The organism is Natronomonas salsuginis, assembly GCF_005239135.1.
Classification (GTDB): Archaea; Halobacteriota; Halobacteria; order Halobacteriales; family Haloarculaceae; genus Natronomonas; species Natronomonas salsuginis.
This window is the reverse complement of record NZ_QKNX01000003.1, coordinates 137,398-157,836: the sequence shown is the minus strand read 5'-3', so window position 1 is coordinate 157,836 and position 20,439 is coordinate 137,398. Positions and strand designations below refer to the sequence as shown.

Here is a 20,439-nt window from a genome sequence, read left to right as displayed (position 1 = left end):
CAAGGATTTCTAACGTATGAGTGCAGTAGAGCGGAAACTCGACAATATCAAGGCGACGATCGTCAGCGAAGTGCCGAACAACATTTCCGTGTCGGAGGTGACCTACGAGGGCCCGGAGCTGGTCGTCTACACGCGCGACCCCAAGAAGTTCGCGAGCGACGGCGATCTGATTCGTCGGCTCGCCTCGAAGCTCCGAAAGCGGATCACCGTCCGACCCGACCCCGAGGTGTTGGCTCCGCCGAGCGAGGCGCGCGAGCGAATCATGAACGTGATTCCCGAGGAAGCGGGCGTCAGCGATCTCGACTTCCACGCCGACACCGGCGAGGTCGTCATCGAGGCACAAAAGCCCGGAATGGTTATCGGCCGACACGGCTCGACGCTCCGGGAGATCACCCAGAAGGTCGGGTGGACGCCGGAGGTCGTTCGAACGCCGCCGATCGAGTCGTCGACCGTCTCGAACGTCCGCAACTTCCTGAAACAGGAGCGCGACGAGCGCCGCGACATCCTCGAACGCATCGGCCGGCAGATCCACCGCGAGGAGCTGTCCGACGACGAGTGGGTCCGGATCACGACGCTCGGCTGCTGTCGCGAGGTCGGCCGCGCCGCGTTCATCCTCAACACGCCCGAAACGCGCGTTCTCATCGACTGCGGCGACAAACCCGGCGCGGAGGGCGAAGTGCCGTATCTGCAGGTCCCCGAGGCGCTCGGCGCGGGCGCATCGAACATCGACGCCGTCGTCCTCACCCACGCTCACCTCGACCACTCGGCACTCGTTCCCCTGCTGTTCAAATACGGCTACGACGGACCGATCTACTGCACCGAGCCGACCCGCGATCTGATGGGGCTACTCACGCTCGATTACCTCGACGTCGCCGCCAAGGAGGGTCGCGCGCCGCCGTACGAGTCCGCGCAGGTCCGCGAGGCAATCAAACACAGCATCCCGATCGAGTACGGCGACGTGACCGACATCGCGCCGGATCTGAAGCTCACCTTCCACAACGCCGGGCACATCCTCGGCTCGGCGGTCACGCACTTCCACGTCGGGGACGGTCTTTACAACGTCGCGTTCTCGGGCGACATCCACTACGACGACACCCGGCTGTTCAACGGCGCGGTCAACGACTTCCCGCGCGTCGAGACGCTCGTCATGGAGTCGACCTACGGCGGCCGAAACGACTACCAGACCGACCAGGCCGATTCCGAGCGGAAACTCAAGGAGATCATCCGGGAGACGACGACAGAGGGCGGCAAGGTGCTCATCCCCGCCTTCGCGGTCGGCCGCTCCCAGGAGATCATGCTCGTCTTAGAGGAGGCGATGCGCGAGGGCGAGATCCCGACGGTCCCCGTCCACCTCGACGGGATGATCTGGGAGGCGACCGCGATCCACACCACCTACCCCGAGTACCTCCGCGACGACCTCCGCGATCGGATCTTCCACGACGACGAGAACCCCTTCCTCGCCGACCAGTTCAACCACATCGACGGCGGCGAGGACGAGCGACAGGACGTCGCCGACGGCGGCCCCTGCATCATCATCTCCACCTCGGGGATGGTCGAGGGCGGCCCGATCATGTCGTGGCTCAACCACGTCGGTGGCGAGGCCGACTCGCGGCTCGTCTTCGTCGGCTACCAGGCGCAGGGGACGCTCGGCCGTCGGATCCAGAACGGCTGGGACGAGATCCCGATGAACGACCGCGCGAACGGCCGCGGGACGCTACAGTTGAACATGGACGTCGAGACGGTCGACGGCTTCTCCGGACACGCCGACCGACAGGGGCTGATGAACTTCGTCCGCACGATGAACCCACGTCCCGAGAAAGTGCTCTGCGTCCACGGCGACGAGTCGTCGGTGCAGGACCTCTCCTCGGCGCTGTACCACGAGTTCAACATGCGGACGTTCGCGCCGAAGAACCTCGAAACGTTCCGGTTTAAATAGGCGCCGCGCGCCTCACCGCCGCCGCCGCGACACCCGTTCTTCGGCCGTCTCGTTCGTGACGACCTCGTAGAGGATCGCTCTCCCGTTATCCGCCTTCGGCCGCAACACCCGGCCGAGCCGCTGGGTGAACTCCCGCTCGCTGCCCGACCCCGAGAGGACGACGGCGACGCTCGCGTCGGGGACGTCCACGCCCTCGTCGAGTACGTTCGCGGCGACGACCCGCGAGTAGTCGCCGCGGCGGAACCGATCGAGGATCTCGCGGCGCTCCTCGGCCCCCGTCTCGTTCGTGATCGGCGGGATGAGGAACTTCGAGGCGAGCTCGTAGACGAGGTCGGTGTAAGCGGTGAAGACGATGATCCGGTCCCCGCGGTGGCGATCCAACACGTCGGCGAGCGCGCCGATCTTCCGCTCGGCGTTCATCATCACCTCGCGGGCGCGCTGTTTGGCGAGCAGCGCTTCCCGGGCCTTCGGGTCCGTCCCCGAGCGCTTGACGAGCTCCTGATAGTCGCTGCCGGAGCGGAGCTGGATCCCCGACTGCGCGAGGTAGTCGGTGAACGTCTCTTGGTGGGCCTCGTACGTCTCGCGCTCGTCGGCCGTGAGATCCACCTCGATCCGCTTGATGTCGTAGTCGGCGAGGTGCTCCCCGGCGAGGTCGTCGGCCGACAGCCGGTAGACGACCTCGCCGACCAGTTCCTCGATCGCCCCGTGTGCGCCGTCGGGGCGCTCGAACGTCGCCGTGAGGCCGAGGCGAGCGGGCGCGGCCATGAGCCGGGCGATATCTCTGTACCCCTCGCCGCCGAGATGGTGGACCTCGTCGAAGATCACGAGGCCGAACCGGTCGCCCAACTCGTCAGCGCGGAGGTACGCTGAGTCGTACGTCGAGACCGTGATCGCCTCGACGCGCTGGGTGCCGCCGCCGAGGCGGCCGATCGCGGTCGCTTCGCCGAACTCCGCGTCGAGTTCGGTGTGCCACTGTTCGAGGAGGTCGATCGTCGGAACGACGACGAGCGTCGGGACGTCGAGCGCGGCGATCGCGCCGATGGCGACGACGGTCTTCCCGCTGCCGGTCGGGAGTTCGATCACGCCGCGGTCGTTCGCGTCGCGCCACGCGTCGAGCGCCTCTGTCTGGTAGCCGCGGAGGTCGTACTCGGTCCTGAGATCGCCGATGTCGGCCGTTCGGAGCACGCGATCGTCCAGCGGGAGTCCGCGGTCGACGCAGATGCGCCGCACGAACGGGTACCGGTAGGCGGCCGCTCGATGGGTCTTCGAGCGCGGATCGGATTCGACGAACGACAGCCGAGCGACATCCGTGGGGGCGTCCTCGATCCGAATCGTCCCCTCGTCGTATCGGAGCGTGACCACGGTGAGGGTCGGCGGCCGGCCGGCTTAACTCCGGTGGGAGGCGGGCGCGTTTCTCAATCCTTATTGTCACCGACGGGTACCGTCGAACATGAGCGACGAGGACGGAGACGCCGTCGAAACGACGGCCGCCGCCGACGATTCCTCGGCGGTGTCCAGGGATGTGGAGGAACCGAACGAGCCGTCGGGTGGCGACCCGCCGATCGAGGAGATCGCCGCGCGGATCGAAGGCGAACCATCGGCGTCGGTCGCCGAGGAGATCGCGACGCTTCGCGAGGAGGTCGCGACTCTCCGAACGGACCGCGACGACCTCGAAGCGCGGCTCAAGCGCAAGCAGGCAGAGTTCCAAAACTACAAGAAGCGCCAAGAGAAGCGCCGCGAGCGCGAGAAGGCCCGCGCGACCGAGGCGCTCGTCGAGGACCTCCTCGAAGTCCGTGACAACCTCTCACGAGCACTCGAACAGGACGAGAGCGCCGACATCCGCGACGGCGTCGAGGCCACGTTCCGTGGGCTCGACGAGGTGCTCGACGGCGAGGGCGTCGAACCGATCGAACCGGAGCCCGGAACCGAGACCGATCCCAACCGCCACGAGGTCCTGTTGCGCGTCGAGAGCCGCGAGCCGGAGGGGACCGTCGCGGATCTCCACCGCCCCGGCTACGAGATGGCCGGTAAGGTGCTCCGGACGGCGCAGGTGACTGTCTCCGACGGCTCCGCCGGGGACAATCCTCAGGACGAATCGGACGAGTAGCGGTTCTGTTTATATCTCTCGGTTCGAGAAGCGGCAATTTTTAAAAATCACCCGACTGCGGTGCCGTCGTATCTCGCCCCGACTCGGCGCATCTAGCAACTTTTAACCGATTCAGTCCGGTAGGTACGAGCAACATGGCGACTAACAAGATTCTCGGTATCGACCTCGGTACCACCAACTCGGCGTTCGCGGTGATGGAGGGTGGCGACCCCGAGATCATCGTCAACAGCGAAGGGGAGCGAACCACGCCGTCGATCGTCGCCTTCAGCGACGACGGCGAGCGACTGGTCGGCAAGCCGGCCAAGAACCAGGCCGTCCAAAACCCCGACGATACGATCGCGTCGATCAAGCGCCACATGGGCGAGGACGACTACGCCGTCGAGGTGGGTGGCGACGAGTACACGCCCGAGCAGATCTCGGCGATGATCCTCCAGAAGATCAAACGCGACGCCGAGGAGTACCTCGGCGACGAGATCGAGAAGGCGGTCATCACGGTGCCGGCGTACTTCAACGACCGCCAGCGCCAGGCAACGAAGAACGCCGGCGAGATCGCCGGTTTCGAGGTCGAGCGGATCGTCAACGAGCCGACGGCGGCGGCGATGGCGTACGGCCTCGACGACGACTCCGAGCAGACCGTCCTCGTCTACGACCTCGGCGGCGGTACTTTTGACGTCTCGGTGCTCGATTTGGGCGGCGGGGTCTACGAGGTCGTCGCGACGAACGGGGACAACGATCTCGGCGGCGACGACTGGGACGAGGCGATCATCGACTACCTCGCCGAGTCGTTCGAAGAGGAACACGGGATCGACCTCCGTGAGGATCGACAGGCGCTCCAGCGGCTGACCGAGGCCGCCGAGGAGGCGAAGATCGAACTCTCCTCGCGAAAAGAGACGACGATCAACCTCCCGTTCATCGCCGCCACCGACGAGGGGCCGCTCAACCTCGAGGAGAAGCTCTCCCGCGCGAAGTTCGAGTCGCTCACGAGCGACCTCGTCGACCGGACGGTCGGCCCGACCGAACAGGCCCTCGCGGACGCCGGCTACTCGAAGGGCGACATCGACGAGGTGATCCTCGTCGGCGGCTCGACGCGGATGCCGCAGGTCCAAGAGAAAGTCGAGGGACTCACGGGGCAGACCCCGAAGAAGAACGTCAACCCCGACGAGGCCGTCGCGCTCGGCGCGGCGATCCAGGGCGGCGTTCTCGCGGGCGATGTCGACGACATCGTCCTGCTCGACGTGACCCCGCTCAGCCTCGGGATCGAGGTAAAGGGCGGGCTCTTTGAGCGGCTCATCGACAAGAACACGACCATCCCGACGGACGCCTCGAAGGTGTTCACGACTGCCGCGCCGAACCAGACCTCGGTCAACATCCGCGTCTTCCAGGGCGAACGCGAGATCGCCGAGGAGAACGAACTGCTCGGCGCGTTCCAGCTCACCGGCATCCCGCCGGCCCCCGCCGGGACGCCGCAGATCGAGGTCACCTTCGACATCGACGAGAACGGCATCGTGAACGTCTCCGCGGAGGATCAAGGCTCCGGCAACAAGGAGGACATCACGATCGAGGGCGGTGCCGGCCTCTCCGACGAGGAGGTCGAACGGATGCAGGCCGAGGCCGAGGAGCACGCCGAGGAGGACGAAAAGCGCCGCGAGCGCATCGAGGCGCGCAACGACGCCGAATCGACGCTCCAGCGCGCCGAGACGCTGCTGGAGGAGAACGAGGAGGCCGTCGACGACGCGATCCGATCGGACATCGAGGCCGCGATGGACGACCTCCGCGAAGTCGTCGAGGACGAGGAGGCGACGACAGAGGATCTCACCGACGCGACCGAGGCGCTCGCCGAGGAGCTCCAGGAGATCGGCAAGCAGATGTACCAACAGCAGGCCGCGGGTGCCGAGGGCGCTGGCGCCGGTGCCGGCGGTATGGGCGGCATGGGCGGCGCTGGCGGTATGGGCGGCGCTGAAAGCAACGACTCGGACGAGGAGTTCGTCGACGCCGAGTTTGAGGACGTCGACGACAGCGACGACGAATGAGTCGCTGTCGTCGGCTCGAAAGCCGAGCGTAGCGAGTCTTTCGGTGTTTCGATATTCGGTCGTGAAGCGAGAGCGAGCGACCGAATATCGGGGGTCAAAAGCCGAGCGTAGCGAGTCTTTCGGTGTCTCAGCACGCGAGCGGATGCGAGCGTGCTGACGTTGACGACGATGATGAAGAATAAGTCGCTGTCGTCGGTGGTGACGAACAATAAGCCGCATTCGCGGTAGACGGCACAGAACCACACCGACCGCGGTTCGACGGGCTACTCGCCGCGTTCGGCTTTATTGTGCTGCAATCGATCCCACAGCCACAGCGCCAGCAAGAACGGGGCCAGCGGCAGCAGGAGGATCAGCGCGCCGATGCCGATGGCGGCGTCGAGGATCTTGTTGCCGATCGACGTCTCTTTGGGCGTTATCGGGGTGACGGTCCGTATCAGTGACTCGTTGTCAGTATCGGACATGCCCTAGACTACGCCGTCGCCGCGCATAATCGTACTGCGTCTCGCGCTCGTCTCGCCGACAGTTCGGTCGTGACGGCGTATCGGCGCCCGCGACCCGTTCTTTTCAAGTATCTCAACCCTCTATGCCCGACAACGAATGAGCGAGGACTTCTACTCGGCCCTCGGCGTCTCTCGAGACGCGGACGAAGACGAGATCAGACGGGCGTATCGGAAGAAGGCAGCCGAATACCATCCCGACGTGTCCGACGACCCGGACGCCGAGGAGAAGTTCAAGACGGTCCAGAAGGCCAAGGAGGTGCTCCTCGACGACGAGAAGCGGCAGATGTACGACCAGATGGGTCACGACCGCTTCGAGGAGGCCGACAAGCGCGGCGCGACCGACGCCGGGCGCGGTGGCGGTATGGGTGGCATGGGCGGTATGGGTGGCGGCGGCATGGGCGGGATGAACGACATCTTCGAGCAGTTCTTCGGCGGCGGCGGGTCGCGCTCCCGCAACGGTCCACGGGAGGGGTCCGACCTCAAGACCCGCCTTCGGATCGACCTCGAGGACGCCTACGAGGGCGTCACGAAGCAGCTGACGATCACCCGTCCCGAGCGCTGTCCCGACTGCGACGGCGCGGGCCATCCGCCCGACGCCGACTCGCGGACCTGTTCGGCGTGTAACGGTCAGGGCCAGCAGACGACGGTCCAGCAGACGCCGCTCGGGCGCGTCCAACAGACCCAGACCTGCTCGCAGTGCGGCGGCGAGGGGACGATCTACTCCGAAACGTGTTCGACCTGCCGCGGCGATGGACAGGTCCGAAACGAGGCGACCCTACAGGTCGAGGTGCCCGGCGGCATCCGGAGCGGGCAGACCCTCAGGATGGACGGCGAGGGCGCGCCCGGCGAGAACGGCGGGCCCAACGGCGATCTGCTGGTCGAAATCCAGATCGAAGAGCACGAGGTCTTCGAGCGCGACGGCGACGACCTCCGGCTCAGACACCCGATCTCGTTCCCGCAGGCGGTGTTCGGCGACACCGTCGAGATCGAGACGCTCGACGGCTCCGTCGAGATGGACGTGCCGGCCGGCACCCAAAGCGGCGAGACGTTCCGGCTCCGCGGGAAGGGCATGCCCCGACTGCGACGGCGCGGACACGGCGACCTCTATGTGCAGGTGCGGATCGTGACACCGGACAGCCTCAACGACGAACAGCGCGAGGCGTTAGAGGCGTTCGCCGAGGCCGGTGGCGAGGAGATCGACGTCGAAAAAGGGTTCTTCGAGAAGCTGAAACGGAGCTTTTAGAGGCGGAACCGGAACTCTCCGCTCGGATCGTCGAAGCGGGCGGCGATTCCGGCTCCGAACGCGTAGGCAACGCCCTGTGCCCCGCCCCGAAGACGTTCGCCGAGGCCGACCGACGGCTTTAGTTCGGTCGTTTCGACCGCCGATCCGAGCAGCTCTTCGAGCCGCGTCTCGACGTCCTCGCGCGTTCCGAGCTGATCGACCAGCCCCATCTCCGCGGCTTCCTCGCCGAGAAATACTCGCGCCTCGGTGTCGCGCAGCGTTTCGGGGTCGGCGTCGCGCCCCTCGGCGACCGTCTCGACGAACTGCTCGTAGTAGTCGTCGATGATCCCCTGGAGGTACGCGCGCTCGTCGTCGGAGAGCTCGCTGAACGGGCTGCCGGCCTCCTTGTACTCCCCCGCGGTCAGCTGTTCGTACTTCAGTCCAGCCTTCTCGAGCAGTCCCGAAGCGGTCATGCGCGACCCGCGGACGCCGATCGAGCCGACGATGCTCCCCTCGCGGGCCCACAGCTCGTCACAGCCGCTCGCGATCCAGTAGCCGCCGCTAGCGCAGACGTCGGTCGTGTACGCGACCGTCGGGCCGTCGAACGCCCTCGCGGCGAGTCGGATGTCGTCGCTCGGGACGACCGCCCCGCCCGGCGTGTTCAGTTTGAGGACGAGCGCCTCGGCGTTCTCGTCGGCGTCGGCCTCCTCGATCAGCTCGACGATGTCGTCGGCGCTCGCCGATCCGGGCGCCCGGATCGGGATCCCGCCGCCCCCGTCGCGGGTGATCGCCCCCTCAACTGCGACTTCGACGGCGTTGTACGCCGGAAAGACGCTCTGCGCGATTGACCCGCCGAACCGGAGTCCTCCGACGGCGACTCCGATGGCGAGGAGGACGCCGAACAACTCGGCCGTGCTCGTCGGGAACGCGACGAACAACATCCAGCCGACGGCGGCCGCGAGGAGCCCCACGACGAGAGCGATCGCGAGCCGACCTGCGGTGTTGAGTCCGTTCATCGGGCGTACCGACGGTCCGGACGCTGTTAAGTGTGGGAGTGCGAGATTCGAAAGCCGTATTGGATCCGCCGCCGACGATCGGACATGGCAAGCGACATCGACGCGCTCGCGACGGTCGCCGACTACCAGTTCGGAGCTGGTGCCGGCCGGGCGCTCTTCGACGGCGAGGTGGTCGTCCAGCGGACCGGGTCGGGCCGGCCACAGCAGATCCTTGCCGACGGCGAGCGCGTCGTCTCGTACAGTACCGACGGCCGGTTCACCCTCGGCGCGGCCGGCGGTCGGCGGCTCCAGCGCGTCCTCGACGCGCCGGCGTACCGGGTCGTCGTCGGTGACGATAGCGAGCCGTTCGTCCGCGACGGCAAGAACGTCTTCGCGAAGTTCGTCCGCGAGGTCGACTCCCAGGTCCGTCCGGGCGACGAGGTGCTGGTCGAACACGAAGACGGCGGGTTGATCGCTGTCGGTCGTGCGGAACTATCGGCTGACGCGATGATCGATTTCGACACCGGCATGGCGGTGAAAGTTCGGGACGGGATCGAAGAGCCGTAACATCAGGCTTTTTGCGCGGCCCGCCCGTCCGTAGAGGTATGTTTGGAGGAGGCGGCGGGTTGAACCCGCGCAATATGAAGCAGATGATGAATCAGATGGGAATCGACCTCGAGGACATCGACGCCGAGGAGGTCATCATCCGAACCGCGGATGAGGACCTCGTCTTCCACGACGCCGACGTGCAGCGGATGGACGCCCAAGGCCAACAGACCTACCAGATCGTCGGCGAACCGGAGTCCCGACCGCGCGGCGAGGGCGGCGATGCGGCCGCCGCCATCGACGCCGATTCGGATTCGGACTCCGAGAGCGGATTCTCCGACGACGACGTCGAGATCGTCGCCATGCGGACCGGCGCGTCCGAGGCCGAGGCCCGCGAGGCGCTTGAGGAGACGGGCGACCTCGCCGCGGCCGTCCAGAAACTGGAGTGACGGGGGCCGATAGCGACGCGGGGCAAACCGACCGCCGAGTGCTCGTCGTGCGCGGATCCCGCGAGTTCTTGCTCGCGCCGGGCGACACTCAGGAAACTGATCTCGGCATCCTCGACTTGCCGGCGGACGTGACCCCTGGGACGGTCGTCGAGACGCATCTGGGCGAGCCGTTCGAGGTCCGTCGGCTCCGCGGCCCCGACCTGTTCGACCACCTCGAACGGACCGGCGCGCCGATGATGCCTCGCGACATCGGCCTCGTCATCGGCCACACCGGCGTCGCATCGGGAGATCGCGCCCTCGACGCCGGCACCGGAACCGGCGTGTTGTCGGCGTATCTCGGCCGCCTCGGCGTCGAGGTGACGACCTACGAGCGTGACCCCGAGTTCGCCGACGTCGCTCGACAGAACATGGAGACGGCGGGCGTCTCCACCCTCGTCGACGTCCGGACGGGCGATCTGACTGAGGCGCTCGACGAGCTCGATGGCGGGTTCGATCTGCTCACGCTCGACACCGGTGACGCGCCCGCGGCCGTCGAGCGCGCGCCCGACCTGCTGGCCCCCGGCGGCTTCCTCGCCGTCTACTCGCCGTTCGTCGAGTCGACCCGCGAGTGCGTCGCGGCGGCGCGCTCGGCCGGCCTCGCCGAGATCGAGACGCTGGAGACGATTCAGCGCCGGATGGATTTCGACGACCGTGGTTCCCGGCCCTCGACCGCTGGCGTCGGCCACACCGGCTACCTCACCTTCGCGCGTTTTCTGCCCTCGTTCGAGTGAGCGATCACGCGGGGTCGATCCGAACCCGACTCCCAACCCACAACAACGTTCCCACGAGCGACGCGACCGCGAGCGGCACCATCCACTGCAGCGCGGCGACGAGCCCGGCCGAGGCCTGCGCCCCGATCACGACGAGCAGCTGCGGCCCACAGCAGGCGACCCCCGAGAGGAGTCCCGGGAGGCCCGCCGTCGTCCCCGCGCCGGCACCGATCCGACAGGCGTCCGGCCCGCGCCAGGAGACGACGGAGACGGCGAGCGTCGCGCCGACCAGGAGGCCGAGCGCGAGCCCGATCGCGACGTTGACGGGGCTGAGGAGGTAAACGATCGCCCCGGCCTCGACGACGGCGACCGGTTCGAAGAGAAACGGCGACCGCCGAATCAGCGCCGTCCTGACCGGATCGTCGACGATGAACACGTCGACGCCGCCGGTCCCCGACAGCGTCAGGTGTCTGAGCGCCCACAGGTACGTGCCGAGATAGAGGCCGGTCGCGGCGAGTAGCACCGCGCGCCCGTCGCGCCGACCGAGCGCCCCCCGGACGGCGACGCCGGTCCTCGCGAACAGGCTGCCGAGCCAGCCGATCGGCGCCGTTCGCGGCGGGGGCGGCTTCCGGCGTCCGGTGTCCTCGCCCGCCGGCATCGTCAGATCCCCACCCGGTCGGTGTCCGGATAGAACCCGTACCACGCGAACCACATGGCGTCGAACGCGTCGAGTCGATCGAGCGGCAGCCCGTCGGGCGGTGCCGTCCGACCGTCGACCGCGTACTCGTCGCCGTCCGGTTCGACCTCGACTCCTTCGGGGTTCGCGTAGACGTAGCCGACCGCCAGCTCCCGATCGGCCACCGCGACGACCGGCGTGTCACCGATCGCACCGGTCAGGACCGACGACTCCATCAGCGCCCGCTTGTCGAAGGCGACCGCCCCGTCGGGGGTTCTCGCGCCGACGACCACTCGCTTCTCGTCCGCCTCGTCGTAGGTCAACAGCGGAAAGTTCGGTCGTCGCGGCTCCCCGGGCGCGTAGTGTCCCGAGACCGGCGGCCCGTAGGAGCCGTACGGATCGCGGTTGTAGTTCCGCGCGAGGCCGGTCTCTTCGGTCATGACGAGGGTGTCCGGGTGACGGCTCAGCCAGCGGTTCCACGTCGTCCAGAACAGCCGGAACTCCCGAAGCGACCGCCCCAACAGCCCGCCGTCGTCGCTGCCCCGCTGGTCGCCGACCTCGAACGCGGTCGCGGCGACCTGCGACCAACGGACGTCGCGGTGACGGTCCCACATGACGAGGTTCGAGTTGACGAGCTGCCCGGAGACGCCGAACTCGACGCCCCCGCGATAGAACCCCTGCGCCGTCCCAGTCAACGGACAGTACGTCACTGCGACCGGTTCGCCGCCGATCACGTCGTTGACGATCTCGTGGCGGACGAGGATCCGCTGCGGATACGCCCGCACGTCGCCGTCGAGGTCGACGCCGAAGACGCGCGCACAGCCCGGGAGCTCGATCTCGTCGCCTCGGGCGAAGCGAGGGGCGTCGATCGAGGGGATGCCATCGTGATTGACCCCGCCGCTCATGTCGTGATCGGCGAGCTTCGTCAGCTCGTGTCCGAGATGAAGCGCCGTTTCCCGGAGCGGGATCTCCCCGTCGGCGTACTCGGCCGTCGGCGTGGCCGCCGCGCGCTCGAACTCGGTTGCCGGACGGCCGCCGGAGAGATCGACGACCCCCTCGGGGCCGGTACACGGGACGCCGAGATCGACGAGTGGTTCGTCGCTCGTCTGGGACCCAGGTGTCGGTTCCGGTGTGCCGGTCACCGCGGAACCGTCCTCGGGCGGGTCACGCGACCGGCCGAGACAGCCGGCAACGGCTCCCGACGCTCCCCCAGCGAGCGATCCCAGGACCCCCCGTCGCGTGTAGCTCATCGCCGGACTAGTGGCGAGAACCGGTGATAAGCCCTCAGCGATTGTGTGTTGGTGTCACACGAGGGCGAAACGGTTCGGTCCGATTCCGGCGCTCAGATCGAACGTCGCCGGGCCGCTAGTGGTCGTCCTCGCGCCACTTCTTGCCGCACTCCACGCAGGTGAAAAACCGGGTTTCGGACTCGTCGGCGGCGCGGATCTGCTTCATCTCGTAGCGCGCTCTGTCGTGGCCGCACTCCGGGCAGTGGACCGCCGTCGTCGGCCCGATCTCGGCGTCGTCCACGTCGGACATATCGACGGGGCCGCTGTCGGTGTCTTGGCCCTCCGTCGTGACCATTCCGGCTTCGCTGTCGGCGTCGCGCTCCTTCTCGAATCCGCAGGATCCGCACACCCAGAACCCGTCCTGGCTGTGCATCATCGAACCGCACTCGTCGCAAAATTCCATACCGGGAGTTCAGTCGCGCTGCGTATTTAACGGCCGGGATTCACGCTCGCCGAGTGACGTTCCACCGATCCCGGGCCCCCTTCGGAAACGTGATACGTCACCCGCGCTTCCGTCCGGTGGATGTTCGGGACCGATCGCAGAGTCGTCGTGTTGGCGTTCGCTCGGATGGCCGACGCGGTCGCGAACTCGTTTCTCATCATCGTCCTGCCGCTGTACATCGCGAGCGGCGAACTCGCGCTCCCCGGCTTCGAGGGAGCCACGGTGTTCGGCGTCGCCGTCACCATCGAACTCCTCATCGGCTTCGCGCTGTCGCTGTTCGGATTCCTGAACAGTTTCGCACAGCCCTTCACCGGCCGGCTCTCGGACCGGACGGGCCGCCGGAAGGTGTACATCCTGTTCGGACTCGTCGTCCTCGCCGTCACGAGCGTCGCCTACGCGCTCGTCGAGAGCTACGAGGCGCTGCTCGTCGTGCGAGCGTTGCAGGGGCTGGGCGGCGCGTTCGTCATCCCGACGACGATTGCGCTCGTCAACGACCTCGCTCGAAGCGATGCCGAGCGCGGCGGCAACTTCGGCGTGTTCAACACGTTCCGGCTGCTCGGGTTCGGATTCGGGCCGGTCGTCGCGGGGCTCGTGATACAGCGTGGGCCCTACGTGCTACTCTTCGACGTGACGCTCTCGGGGTTCAACGCCGCCTTCGGCGTCGCCGTCCTCGGCGCGCTCGTGAGCTTTCTGCTCGTGACGGTGCTCATCTCGGAACCGCCAATGTCCGCGGCCGACGCGGGCGACGACCTCTCGATCGCGGTGACCGGCGACGACCGGCTGCTCGATCCGATCTTCGTCCTCGGCGTCGGCACGCTGTTCATGGCGACCTCGATCGCGCTGTTCGCGACGCTGCAGGAGCCGATCAACGCCAGACTCGACCAGGGGCCGACGTGGTTCGGGATCCAGTTCTCTGCGGTCGTCATCGCGAACGTCGCCTTCCAGGTGCCGATCGGACGCGCCGCCGACCGGTTCGGCAGAAAGCCCTTCTTGGTTTGGGGACTCGTCCTCCTCGCGCCAGCGGTGTTGGCACAGGGGCTCGTCACGTCGCCGTGGACGATGCTCGTCGCGCGATTGGTTCACGGCGTCTCGGTGGCGATGGTGTTCGCCCCCGCGCTCGCGGTGGCCGGCGACCTCGCCACGGAGGGCGAGTCGGGGACGACGCTATCGGTGTTGACGATGGCGTTCGGGCTCGGAACGGCCGTCGGGCCGCTGGCGTCGGGGGCGCTGTTCGCCTACGGGTTCGTGGTTCCCTTCGCCGTCGGGGCCGTCCTCGCCATCGCGGCGCTCGTCCTCGTCGCCACGCAGGTCGAGGAGACGCTCGACGGGGCGGTTTCGCCGACGCTTTTGTCGTGAGGGGCGGGTCGTCCCGTCGCGGAGATCGATCCGTAACCGGTCACAATCGGGGCATCCGCGCTTGGAACGCGGCGACGAGGCTTCGGTCCTCGTCGACGAAATCGCGCCGGTACTGCATGTACACCGCGCCCAGCGGCGGCTGGACGAGATACGCGAGCGCGATCGGTAGGACCGATTCCGCGGGCGGGAACCCGGGAGCGGCCGCGATGGCCAGCGCGATCGAGAGGTTCCGCATGCTCGTCGCGTACACGAGCGCGACCGACTGCGGCTCGGCGAGGAGCGCTCGGCCGATTCCGGCTCCGACCGCGAGCACGATCGCGTAGAATGCTACCAGCGGAACGATCGTGAGCGCCGACGCGATCGGATCGGCCAGGATGCTCTCGGAGCGAATCGCCATCGCGATGAAGACGATCAACATCACGCCGAACGAGGAGACGCCACCGAACGTCGGCTTGAGTCGTTTGAACCCCTCGTCGCCGTATCGTCGCAGGAGGAGCCGCCGCGTCAGATTGCCGGCGACCATCGGGATCGCGACGACGATGGCCAGCTGTCGATAGAGCGCGTTCGGATCGAACCCGACGTCGCCGCCGACGAGCACCGAGAGATACACCGGGAGGACGAACACGGCGGCGACCAGATTGGCCGCGATCGCGACCAGCGCCGCCTCCAGGTCCCCGCCGGCTAAGCCGGTCCACGCGGCGGTCATCCCGGACGTCGGGATGAGCGCGATCAGGTAGAGGCCGATAGCGTAGGCGGGGTCCCCGGCGAAAAAGAGCCGCGCGAGACCGATCGCGACGAGCGGCGCGATCCCGAAGTTGACGAGCAAACTCGCGCCGACCGGTCCAAAGTGCTCTCTGATCGAGAGCACTTCCCGGAGATCGATGGTGATCATCATCGGATAGATCATCACGAACAGCACCGGGATGATCGCGGCCTGCAGAAGGGACTGCGTCGTCGTCCCGATGAACTGCCCGATGAGGAGGCCGGCGGCGAGCGATCCGACGACGACGTAGATGAGTTTCGACTTCAGATATCGGAGCGCGCCACCGATCATCCGAGATCCCCCCGTCGGGACGGTTCGGCGATGGATCGTGCCGGGAGATGCTCCCGAGTCGGGAGCGTCTTCCGACGGCCGTTCCTTCGTCTTCGCGCTACGTGGCTCATTAGTGTATTGTATATATTGCACAATACACAAACGTTCCGGTCGGACTCCGGACCGGTCCCGCCGATCGACCGCGGTGAGGAACCGACGGACCCGGCGGCGCGGGCGCGATTGTGCGCGATCGTTCCGGGGTACATATGAGTCTCGCGGTGTAACGAGTGCGCATGAGCGGCGACGTGCTCGTCTACGACGACGACTGTGGATTCTGCACCTGGTGGGCCGACTACTTCGGACGGCGAACCGACCTGGAGTTGGTCGGCTTTTCCGATCTCACCGACGACCAGCGCGCGCGACTCCCCGACGACTACGAGTCGTGTGTGCACCTGTTGACCGACGAGGCGGTCTACTCCTGCGGCGCGGCGGCCGAACAGACGTTCGCGCGGGCCGACGTGCCGCCGGGAACGCGCGATCTGACCCGATTTCTCGGCCAGTTCGAGGATTACGAGCGGTTTCGCGAGCGGGCCTATCGGGAGATCGCGGACCGCCGCGATCTGTGGGGACAGTTCCTCTCGAAGGATCGGCCAGAAAACTAGCCAGCGTGGCGACGACCGTCAGAAGAACTTGAACAGGTCGTCTCGCTTCGCCTCGTGGAGGTGCTCTCGGACGGCCTCGTTGAGCGGGTCGACCGATCCGCGCTTCGCCGAGACCGGTGCGATGGTCTCGGCGAACTGCTGCCACGGGGTGTAGAGGCCGAGCCGTTCGGCCAGCGCGTCGAGGCGCTCGTCGCGGTCGTCGACCTTGTCCATCTTGTTGACCGCGACGACCGCGGGAATTTCGAGCTCCTGGAGGAAGCCGAACATCTCGACGTCGTGGGGGATCTCGTCCGGCCCGGAGTGTCGGTCGATGATGTCGATCACGGACTTGCCGTCCACGACCAAGATCCCGACGAGGATCTTCTCGGCGTTCGCCTCGATGTATCGCACCACGTCGGTTTTGATCCGTTCGCGGACGTCGTCGGGGACGCCGGACATGAACCCGAAGCCGGGGAGGTCGGTGATGACGAAGTCTTCCGACGACCAGTCGTAATGGTTCGGCTTCTTTGTGACGCCCGGCTTGCCGCCCGTGTCGAACGTGTGACCCGTGATCTCTCGCATCAGCGTCGACTTGCCCACGTTGGACCGCCCGATGAGGACCACCTCGGCGTCGCGGTCGGGGCGCGTCTCGAACATACCCGCCGTTGGCCGGTGACGCGTATAAGCCGACCGATCCGGTGGATTCGGACGGTTCGATCGACCGGGCCGATCGCCCCCGGCTATGCGCCGCGCGGCTACTCGAAGTGCGCCGCGACCTCGAGGGTGCACGTTTCGGGCGCAGCGTCGATCGTCCGCTGATCGTGTACCGTTTAGAGTAGTCGAGCACGTTCGCGATCCTGGTCGCGACGTCCTCGACGGCTCTTTCCTCCGGGTCCAACAGCCCGGTCGCGTCGGCGACGCCGGCGACGTGCCACTGCCCCAGCGGGGCGAACGGCGCGATCCACGCCACGTCGCCGATTTCGGGCTCCGGCGCGCCGTCCGGATCGGGGTTCGGAGCCGTCTGTGGGACGACTCTGACGCTGCGCCCCGTCAGCGGATCGCTCCGGTGCCCGATCTCCTCGGACACCGTCTCGAACTCCTCGAGGGGACTCTTGAAACGCGCTTCGTCGGCCGACCGCTCGAACTCGATGGACGTGTGCGACGATGTGTCCGCCGTCCACCTAGCCGTTGTGCCGCCACGGTCCGCGTCCGGTTCGTGAAGCCCACCGAACGGTTGGGTTTATCGGCTCGGGGAGCGACGCCTACGGCGTGCGACTCGTTCAAGTGACGATCCCAACCGGGAAACGCCAAACCGTCCTGAGACTCCTGGACGAGGAGGGGATCGACTACGTCGTCACCGACGAGACCAGCGGGCGAGGGTACACCGCCGTCGCGTACTTCCCGCTGCCGACGAGCGCCGTCGAGCCGGTACTCGAACAGCTCCGGAACGTCGGCCTCGAACGGGAGGCGTACACCGTCGTCATCAGCGCCGAGACGGTCGAGTCCGAGCGGTTCGAGGCGCTCACCGAGGAGTACGCCGGGAAAGAAGAAAACGAGGAGCGAATCGCGCGCCAAGAGCTGGAGTCCCGTGCGGAGGAACTCGCTGCCGCGCTGCCGACGTACATCATCATGACCGTTGTTTCGGCGGTGATCGCAACGGCCGGACTCCTGCTTGACTCCCCCGCGACCGTGGTCGGCTCGATGGTGATCGCGCCGCTCATCGGACCGGCGATGGCCGCTGCCGTCGGGAGCGTCATCGACGACGGAGAGCTGTTCCGCCGAGGCGTCGGCCTCCAACTCTTCGGGGTCGTACTCGCGGTCGCGTCCGCGACGGTCTTCGCGATGTTCGTCAAACTGACGAACCTCGTGCCGCCGGGGCTGGACCCGCTCACGCTCTCTGAAGTCGCCGAGCGGCTCTCGCCGAGCGTGCTCTCGCTCGCGGTCGCGATCGGCGCGGGGATCGCCGGTGCCGTGAGCCTGATGACCGGCGTCTCGTCGGCGCTCGTCGGCGTCATGATCGCCGTCGCGTTGATCCCGCCCGCCGCGACGGTCGGGATCGGGATCGCCTACGGCAACCCGGCGCTCGCGGTCGGGTCGGGCGTCCTCGTCGCGGTCAACGTCCTCTCGATCAATCTCGCCGCGCTCGTCGTGCTGTGGTACGCCGGGTACCGTCCCGAGCAGTTCTTCAGACACGACCGCGCCAGGATGGCGACGCTGAAGCGCGTCGCCGTCCTCGTCTTCGCCATCGCGCTGTTGTCGGTGTTCCTCGGCGGCGTCACCTACGACTCCTACCAGATCGCTCAGACCGAACAGGAGATCCGCGACGGCGTCGCCACGGAACTCGAGGATCCGGCCTACTCGAACGCCGAACTCATCGAACTCGACGTTCAGACGCAAACCGACGACTTCCTCTTTCATCGCCCCACCGAGGTCATCGTCACGGTCGGCGTCCCGCCGGACGCTCCACGGCGCGGCTTGGCGACGGACATCGAACGCCGACTCGGGACCGACCACGGGATCGACGCGGACGTGCAGGTGTTGTACGTCGAAATAGAGCGCGCGGGCTGACCGCGGTGATCGGTGTCCCGCATGACTCAAACGGCCGTTTGACTCTCCGTCGTCTATACGGCCGATCCCGTCGTTGGTCCGGCTATGCAACGCGACAGACTCGCTGTACTGATAATCCTGGTTTCAATCCTGGCGATGACGCTCGTCGGCGTCGCGGTGGTCTCGCCGATCGGCGCACAATCGCCGGACGACGCCGCGGATCGAACGATCTCGGTCGACGCGGTCGGCGGGGCCGACGCGCCGCCGGACCGCGCCGTGGTCCGGGTCGCGGCCGTCGCGGAGGGTGACGATCCCGGCGCGGTCCGAGACGACCTCGAATCGACGGCCGACGCGCTCCGGTCGAACCTCGACGAGGCCGGCGTGAGCGACGACGCCTACGAGACGACCGACTACCGGATCGACAGCTACCGCCCCCGACCACAGGACGGGCGTGATGTCCCCGAGTACCGCGGCGCGCACGCCTTCGAGGTGACGCTCGACGACCCCGCTCGCGTCAGTGCGGTCATCGACGCCGCCGCCGATGCAGACGCCGAGGTCCAGAACGTCGAGTTCACGCTCTCGGAGGCCACTCGGACGGAGCTCCGAGAGGAGGCGATCGCGAACGCGATGGGCGACGCGCGGACGCAGGCCGACGCTATCGCGAAGAACGGCGAGCTGCACGTGACGAGCATCGCGACCGTCGACGCGACCCAGCGGAACTTCACTCCCGTCCGCTACGGGATGGCGGCGGGCGACGGCGCGGCCGGCCAGTCGACGAGCGTCGACCTCGGCGACGTTTCCGTCGAGTACGCGGTGAAAGTGACGTACAACACGACCACCGGCTGATCGTCTCCGACGGCCACGTCGGAACCGATCGTACCGTTTTCCTGACGCCTGCGTTAGCCTTCGAATGGCAACTCCGGCTCGTAGCCGACGGCGTCGATCGCGGCGTCGAGGACGTTCTCGACGCCCTCGCCCGTCTCGACGCTCATGTACAGATCGGCCTCGACGTCGGTCGACCGGTCGGATTTGTTGCAGACGACGAGCACCGGGGCGTCGAACGTCGCCTCGATATCGGCGAGCAGTTCGAGCTGGTCCTCGATCGGGTAGCCGCACTCCCCGCTGGCGTCGAGCATGACGAGGACGGCATCGGCGAGGTGGGTCAACGCCGAGACGGCCTGGGACTCGATCGGGTTGCGGTCCTCGGCGGGTCGGTCGAGCAGGCCCGGCGTGTCGACCAGCTGATACCGGATGTGGTCGCGTTCGAGGTGGCCGACGCTGATCCGGGTGGTCGTGTAGGGGTAGGCGGCCGTCTCGTTTCTGGCGTTCGTCACGCCGTTGACGAACGAGGACTTGCCGACGTTGGGGTAGCCGGCGACGACGATCGCGGGCTCGTCGGCGCGGATGTCCGGCAGCGTCTTGAGGGCGTCCCGCGCCTCGCTGATCGCGAAGAGTTCGTCTTCGACTTGTTCGGTGATGTCCGCGAGCCGCGCGAACGCTTGCTTTCGATGCTTCCGCGCGGTGTCGCTGTCGGCGTTCCTGATCCGGCCGTGATACTCCTCCTTGATCGAGTCGGTCTGTCTGGAGGCCCACATTACCTCCGAGAGGTGCTGTCGGAGCCGGTCGACGCCGCCGACGTCCGTGTCCGCGAGCGTCGCGTCCGCGAGTTCGTAGTAGAAGGGGTCGACCAGCTCGAAGTCGGGCCACGAGGTGACGACGTTACCGAGGTTGTCCGAGAGGATGTTCGCGGCCGTCTGCAGCATCGACTCCTGGGCCTCCGTGCCCTGTTTCGCCCGCCCCGCGCGCGCCGCCCGAGAGAACGCCTTGTCGACCAGCTCCTCCGACCGGGGCGTCGTCGGAAGGTCCTCGAAGTGCATACCCACGTTTGTGCGCCACCACGTATAAGCGCCGTGTCTCCCGC

At 67.2% G+C, this 20,439-nt stretch carries 20 protein-coding genes; 11 read left to right on the top strand and 9 right to left on the bottom strand.

All coding sequences use genetic code 11. The features are described 5' to 3' along the window. Positions 1-16 precede the first annotated feature (16 nt). Complete coding sequence (locus DM868_RS09130; protein WP_137276572.1) at positions 17-1,936, top strand: beta-CASP ribonuclease aCPSF1; 1,920 nt, start codon at positions 17-19, stop codon at positions 1,934-1,936. A 12-nt stretch (positions 1,937-1,948) separates the two neighbouring features. On the opposite strand, the gene DM868_RS09125 is transcribed toward DM868_RS09130, so the two are convergent. Next, positions 1,949-3,298, bottom strand: coding sequence for a DEAD/DEAH box helicase (locus DM868_RS09125; protein ID WP_137276571.1), 1,350 nt, complete (start codon positions 3,296-3,298; stop codon positions 1,949-1,951). 88 nt (positions 3,299-3,386) lie between these two features. Between DM868_RS09125 and DM868_RS09120 the strand changes: the two genes are divergently transcribed. After that, positions 3,387-4,043, top strand: coding sequence for a nucleotide exchange factor GrpE (locus DM868_RS09120; RefSeq protein WP_137276570.1), 657 nt, complete (start codon positions 3,387-3,389; stop codon positions 4,041-4,043). Positions 4,044-4,177: 134 nt separating this feature from the next. After that, positions 4,178-6,073 carry a molecular chaperone DnaK gene (gene dnaK / locus DM868_RS09115; RefSeq protein WP_137276569.1) on the top strand — a complete coding sequence of 632 codons (1,896 nt, stop codon included), beginning with the start codon at positions 4,178-4,180 and terminating at the stop codon, positions 6,071-6,073. Between the two features lie 263 nt (positions 6,074-6,336). Here dnaK and DM868_RS09110 read toward each other — a convergent pair whose 3' ends face one another. Continuing rightward, the gene (locus tag DM868_RS09110) at positions 6,337-6,534 is read right to left on the bottom strand and encodes a DUF7535 family protein (protein WP_137276568.1); all 198 of its coding nucleotides are present in this window, start codon (positions 6,532-6,534) and stop codon (positions 6,337-6,339) included. A 136-nt stretch (positions 6,535-6,670) separates the two neighbouring features. Between DM868_RS09110 and dnaJ the strand changes: the two genes are divergently transcribed. Then, entirely contained in the window at positions 6,671-7,816 is a 1,146-nt protein-coding gene (dnaJ, locus tag DM868_RS09105; RefSeq protein ID WP_137276567.1) for a molecular chaperone DnaJ, read from the top strand. Here the strand turns inward: dnaJ and sppA are convergent. Then, entirely contained in the window at positions 7,813-8,811 is a 999-nt protein-coding gene (gene sppA, locus DM868_RS09100; RefSeq protein ID WP_137276566.1) for a signal peptide peptidase SppA, read from the bottom strand. The two genes, dnaJ and sppA, sit on opposite strands and share 4 nt — an antisense overlap. Before the next feature lie 84 nt (positions 8,812-8,895). On the opposite strand from sppA, the gene DM868_RS09095 reads away from it, so the two are divergent. Genes DM868_RS09095 through DM868_RS09085 form a run of 3 tightly spaced genes read left to right on the top strand, consistent with a single transcriptional unit; the run spans position 8,896 to position 10,555 of the window. Beyond that, complete coding sequence (locus tag DM868_RS09095) at positions 8,896-9,357, top strand: PUA domain-containing protein (protein ID WP_137276565.1); 462 nt, start codon at positions 8,896-8,898, stop codon at positions 9,355-9,357. A 38-nt stretch (positions 9,358-9,395) separates the two neighbouring features. Further along, a complete protein-coding gene (locus tag DM868_RS09090; RefSeq protein ID WP_137276564.1) occupies positions 9,396-9,785 on the top strand; it encodes a nascent polypeptide-associated complex protein in 390 nt (129 codons plus the stop codon). A 38-nt stretch (positions 9,786-9,823) separates the two neighbouring features. Next, on the top strand, positions 9,824-10,555 hold the full coding sequence (locus DM868_RS09085) for a methyltransferase domain-containing protein (protein ID WP_137276814.1): 732 nt from the start codon (positions 9,824-9,826) through the stop codon (positions 10,553-10,555). Between the two features lie 4 nt (positions 10,556-10,559). Here the strand turns inward: DM868_RS09085 and DM868_RS09080 are convergent, their stop codons facing one another. From DM868_RS09080 to DM868_RS09070, 3 genes are all read right to left on the bottom strand, one after another. Then, positions 10,560-11,237 carry a hypothetical protein gene (locus tag DM868_RS09080; protein WP_246049049.1) on the bottom strand — a complete coding sequence of 226 codons (678 nt, stop codon included), beginning with the start codon at positions 11,235-11,237 and terminating at the stop codon, positions 10,560-10,562. Next, positions 11,195-12,460, bottom strand: a complete 1,266-nt coding sequence (locus DM868_RS09075) for a DUF3179 domain-containing protein (RefSeq protein WP_137276563.1) — start codon at positions 12,458-12,460, stop codon at positions 11,195-11,197. Before DM868_RS09075 ends, DM868_RS09080 begins: the two co-directional genes overlap by 43 nt. 115 nt (positions 12,461-12,575) lie before the next feature. Beyond that, positions 12,576-12,902, bottom strand: a complete 327-nt coding sequence (locus DM868_RS09070; protein WP_137276562.1) for a transcription factor S — start codon at positions 12,900-12,902, stop codon at positions 12,576-12,578. Positions 12,903-13,022: 120 nt separating this feature from the next. On the opposite strand from DM868_RS09070, the gene DM868_RS09065 reads away from it, so the two are divergent. Beyond that, the gene (locus DM868_RS09065) at positions 13,023-14,297 is read left to right on the top strand and encodes an MFS transporter (protein ID WP_137276561.1); all 1,275 of its coding nucleotides are present in this window, start codon (positions 13,023-13,025) and stop codon (positions 14,295-14,297) included. A gap of 40 nt (positions 14,298-14,337) precedes the next feature. On the opposite strand, the gene DM868_RS09060 is transcribed toward DM868_RS09065, so the two are convergent. Continuing rightward, positions 14,338-15,351 carry an arsenic resistance protein gene (locus tag DM868_RS09060; RefSeq protein WP_137276560.1) on the bottom strand — a complete coding sequence of 338 codons (1,014 nt, stop codon included), beginning with the start codon at positions 15,349-15,351 and terminating at the stop codon, positions 14,338-14,340. Positions 15,352-15,623: 272 nt separating this feature from the next. Here DM868_RS09060 and DM868_RS09055 point away from each other — a divergent pair, with 272 nt between their 5' ends. Then, on the top strand, positions 15,624-15,992 hold the full coding sequence (locus tag DM868_RS09055; RefSeq protein WP_137276559.1) for a DCC1-like thiol-disulfide oxidoreductase family protein: 369 nt from the start codon (positions 15,624-15,626) through the stop codon (positions 15,990-15,992). 18 nt (positions 15,993-16,010) lie between these two features. On the opposite strand, the gene engB is transcribed toward DM868_RS09055, so the two are convergent. Beyond that, entirely contained in the window at positions 16,011-16,628 is a 618-nt protein-coding gene (gene engB, locus DM868_RS09050) for a GTP-binding protein EngB (protein ID WP_137276558.1), read from the bottom strand. A 612-nt stretch (positions 16,629-17,240) separates the two neighbouring features. Here engB and DM868_RS09045 point away from each other — a divergent pair. Further along, complete coding sequence (locus tag DM868_RS09045) at positions 17,241-18,539, top strand: TIGR00341 family protein (protein WP_137276557.1); 1,299 nt, start codon at positions 17,241-17,243, stop codon at positions 18,537-18,539. 84 nt (positions 18,540-18,623) lie between these two features. Further along, on the top strand, positions 18,624-19,364 hold the full coding sequence (locus tag DM868_RS09040) for an SIMPL domain-containing protein (protein WP_137276556.1): 741 nt from the start codon (positions 18,624-18,626) through the stop codon (positions 19,362-19,364). 53 nt (positions 19,365-19,417) lie between these two features. On the opposite strand, the gene DM868_RS09035 is transcribed toward DM868_RS09040, so the two are convergent. Then, positions 19,418-20,395, bottom strand: coding sequence for an NOG1 family protein (locus DM868_RS09035; RefSeq protein ID WP_137276555.1), 978 nt, complete (start codon positions 20,393-20,395; stop codon positions 19,418-19,420). Between the last annotated feature and the right edge of the window lie 44 nt (positions 20,396-20,439).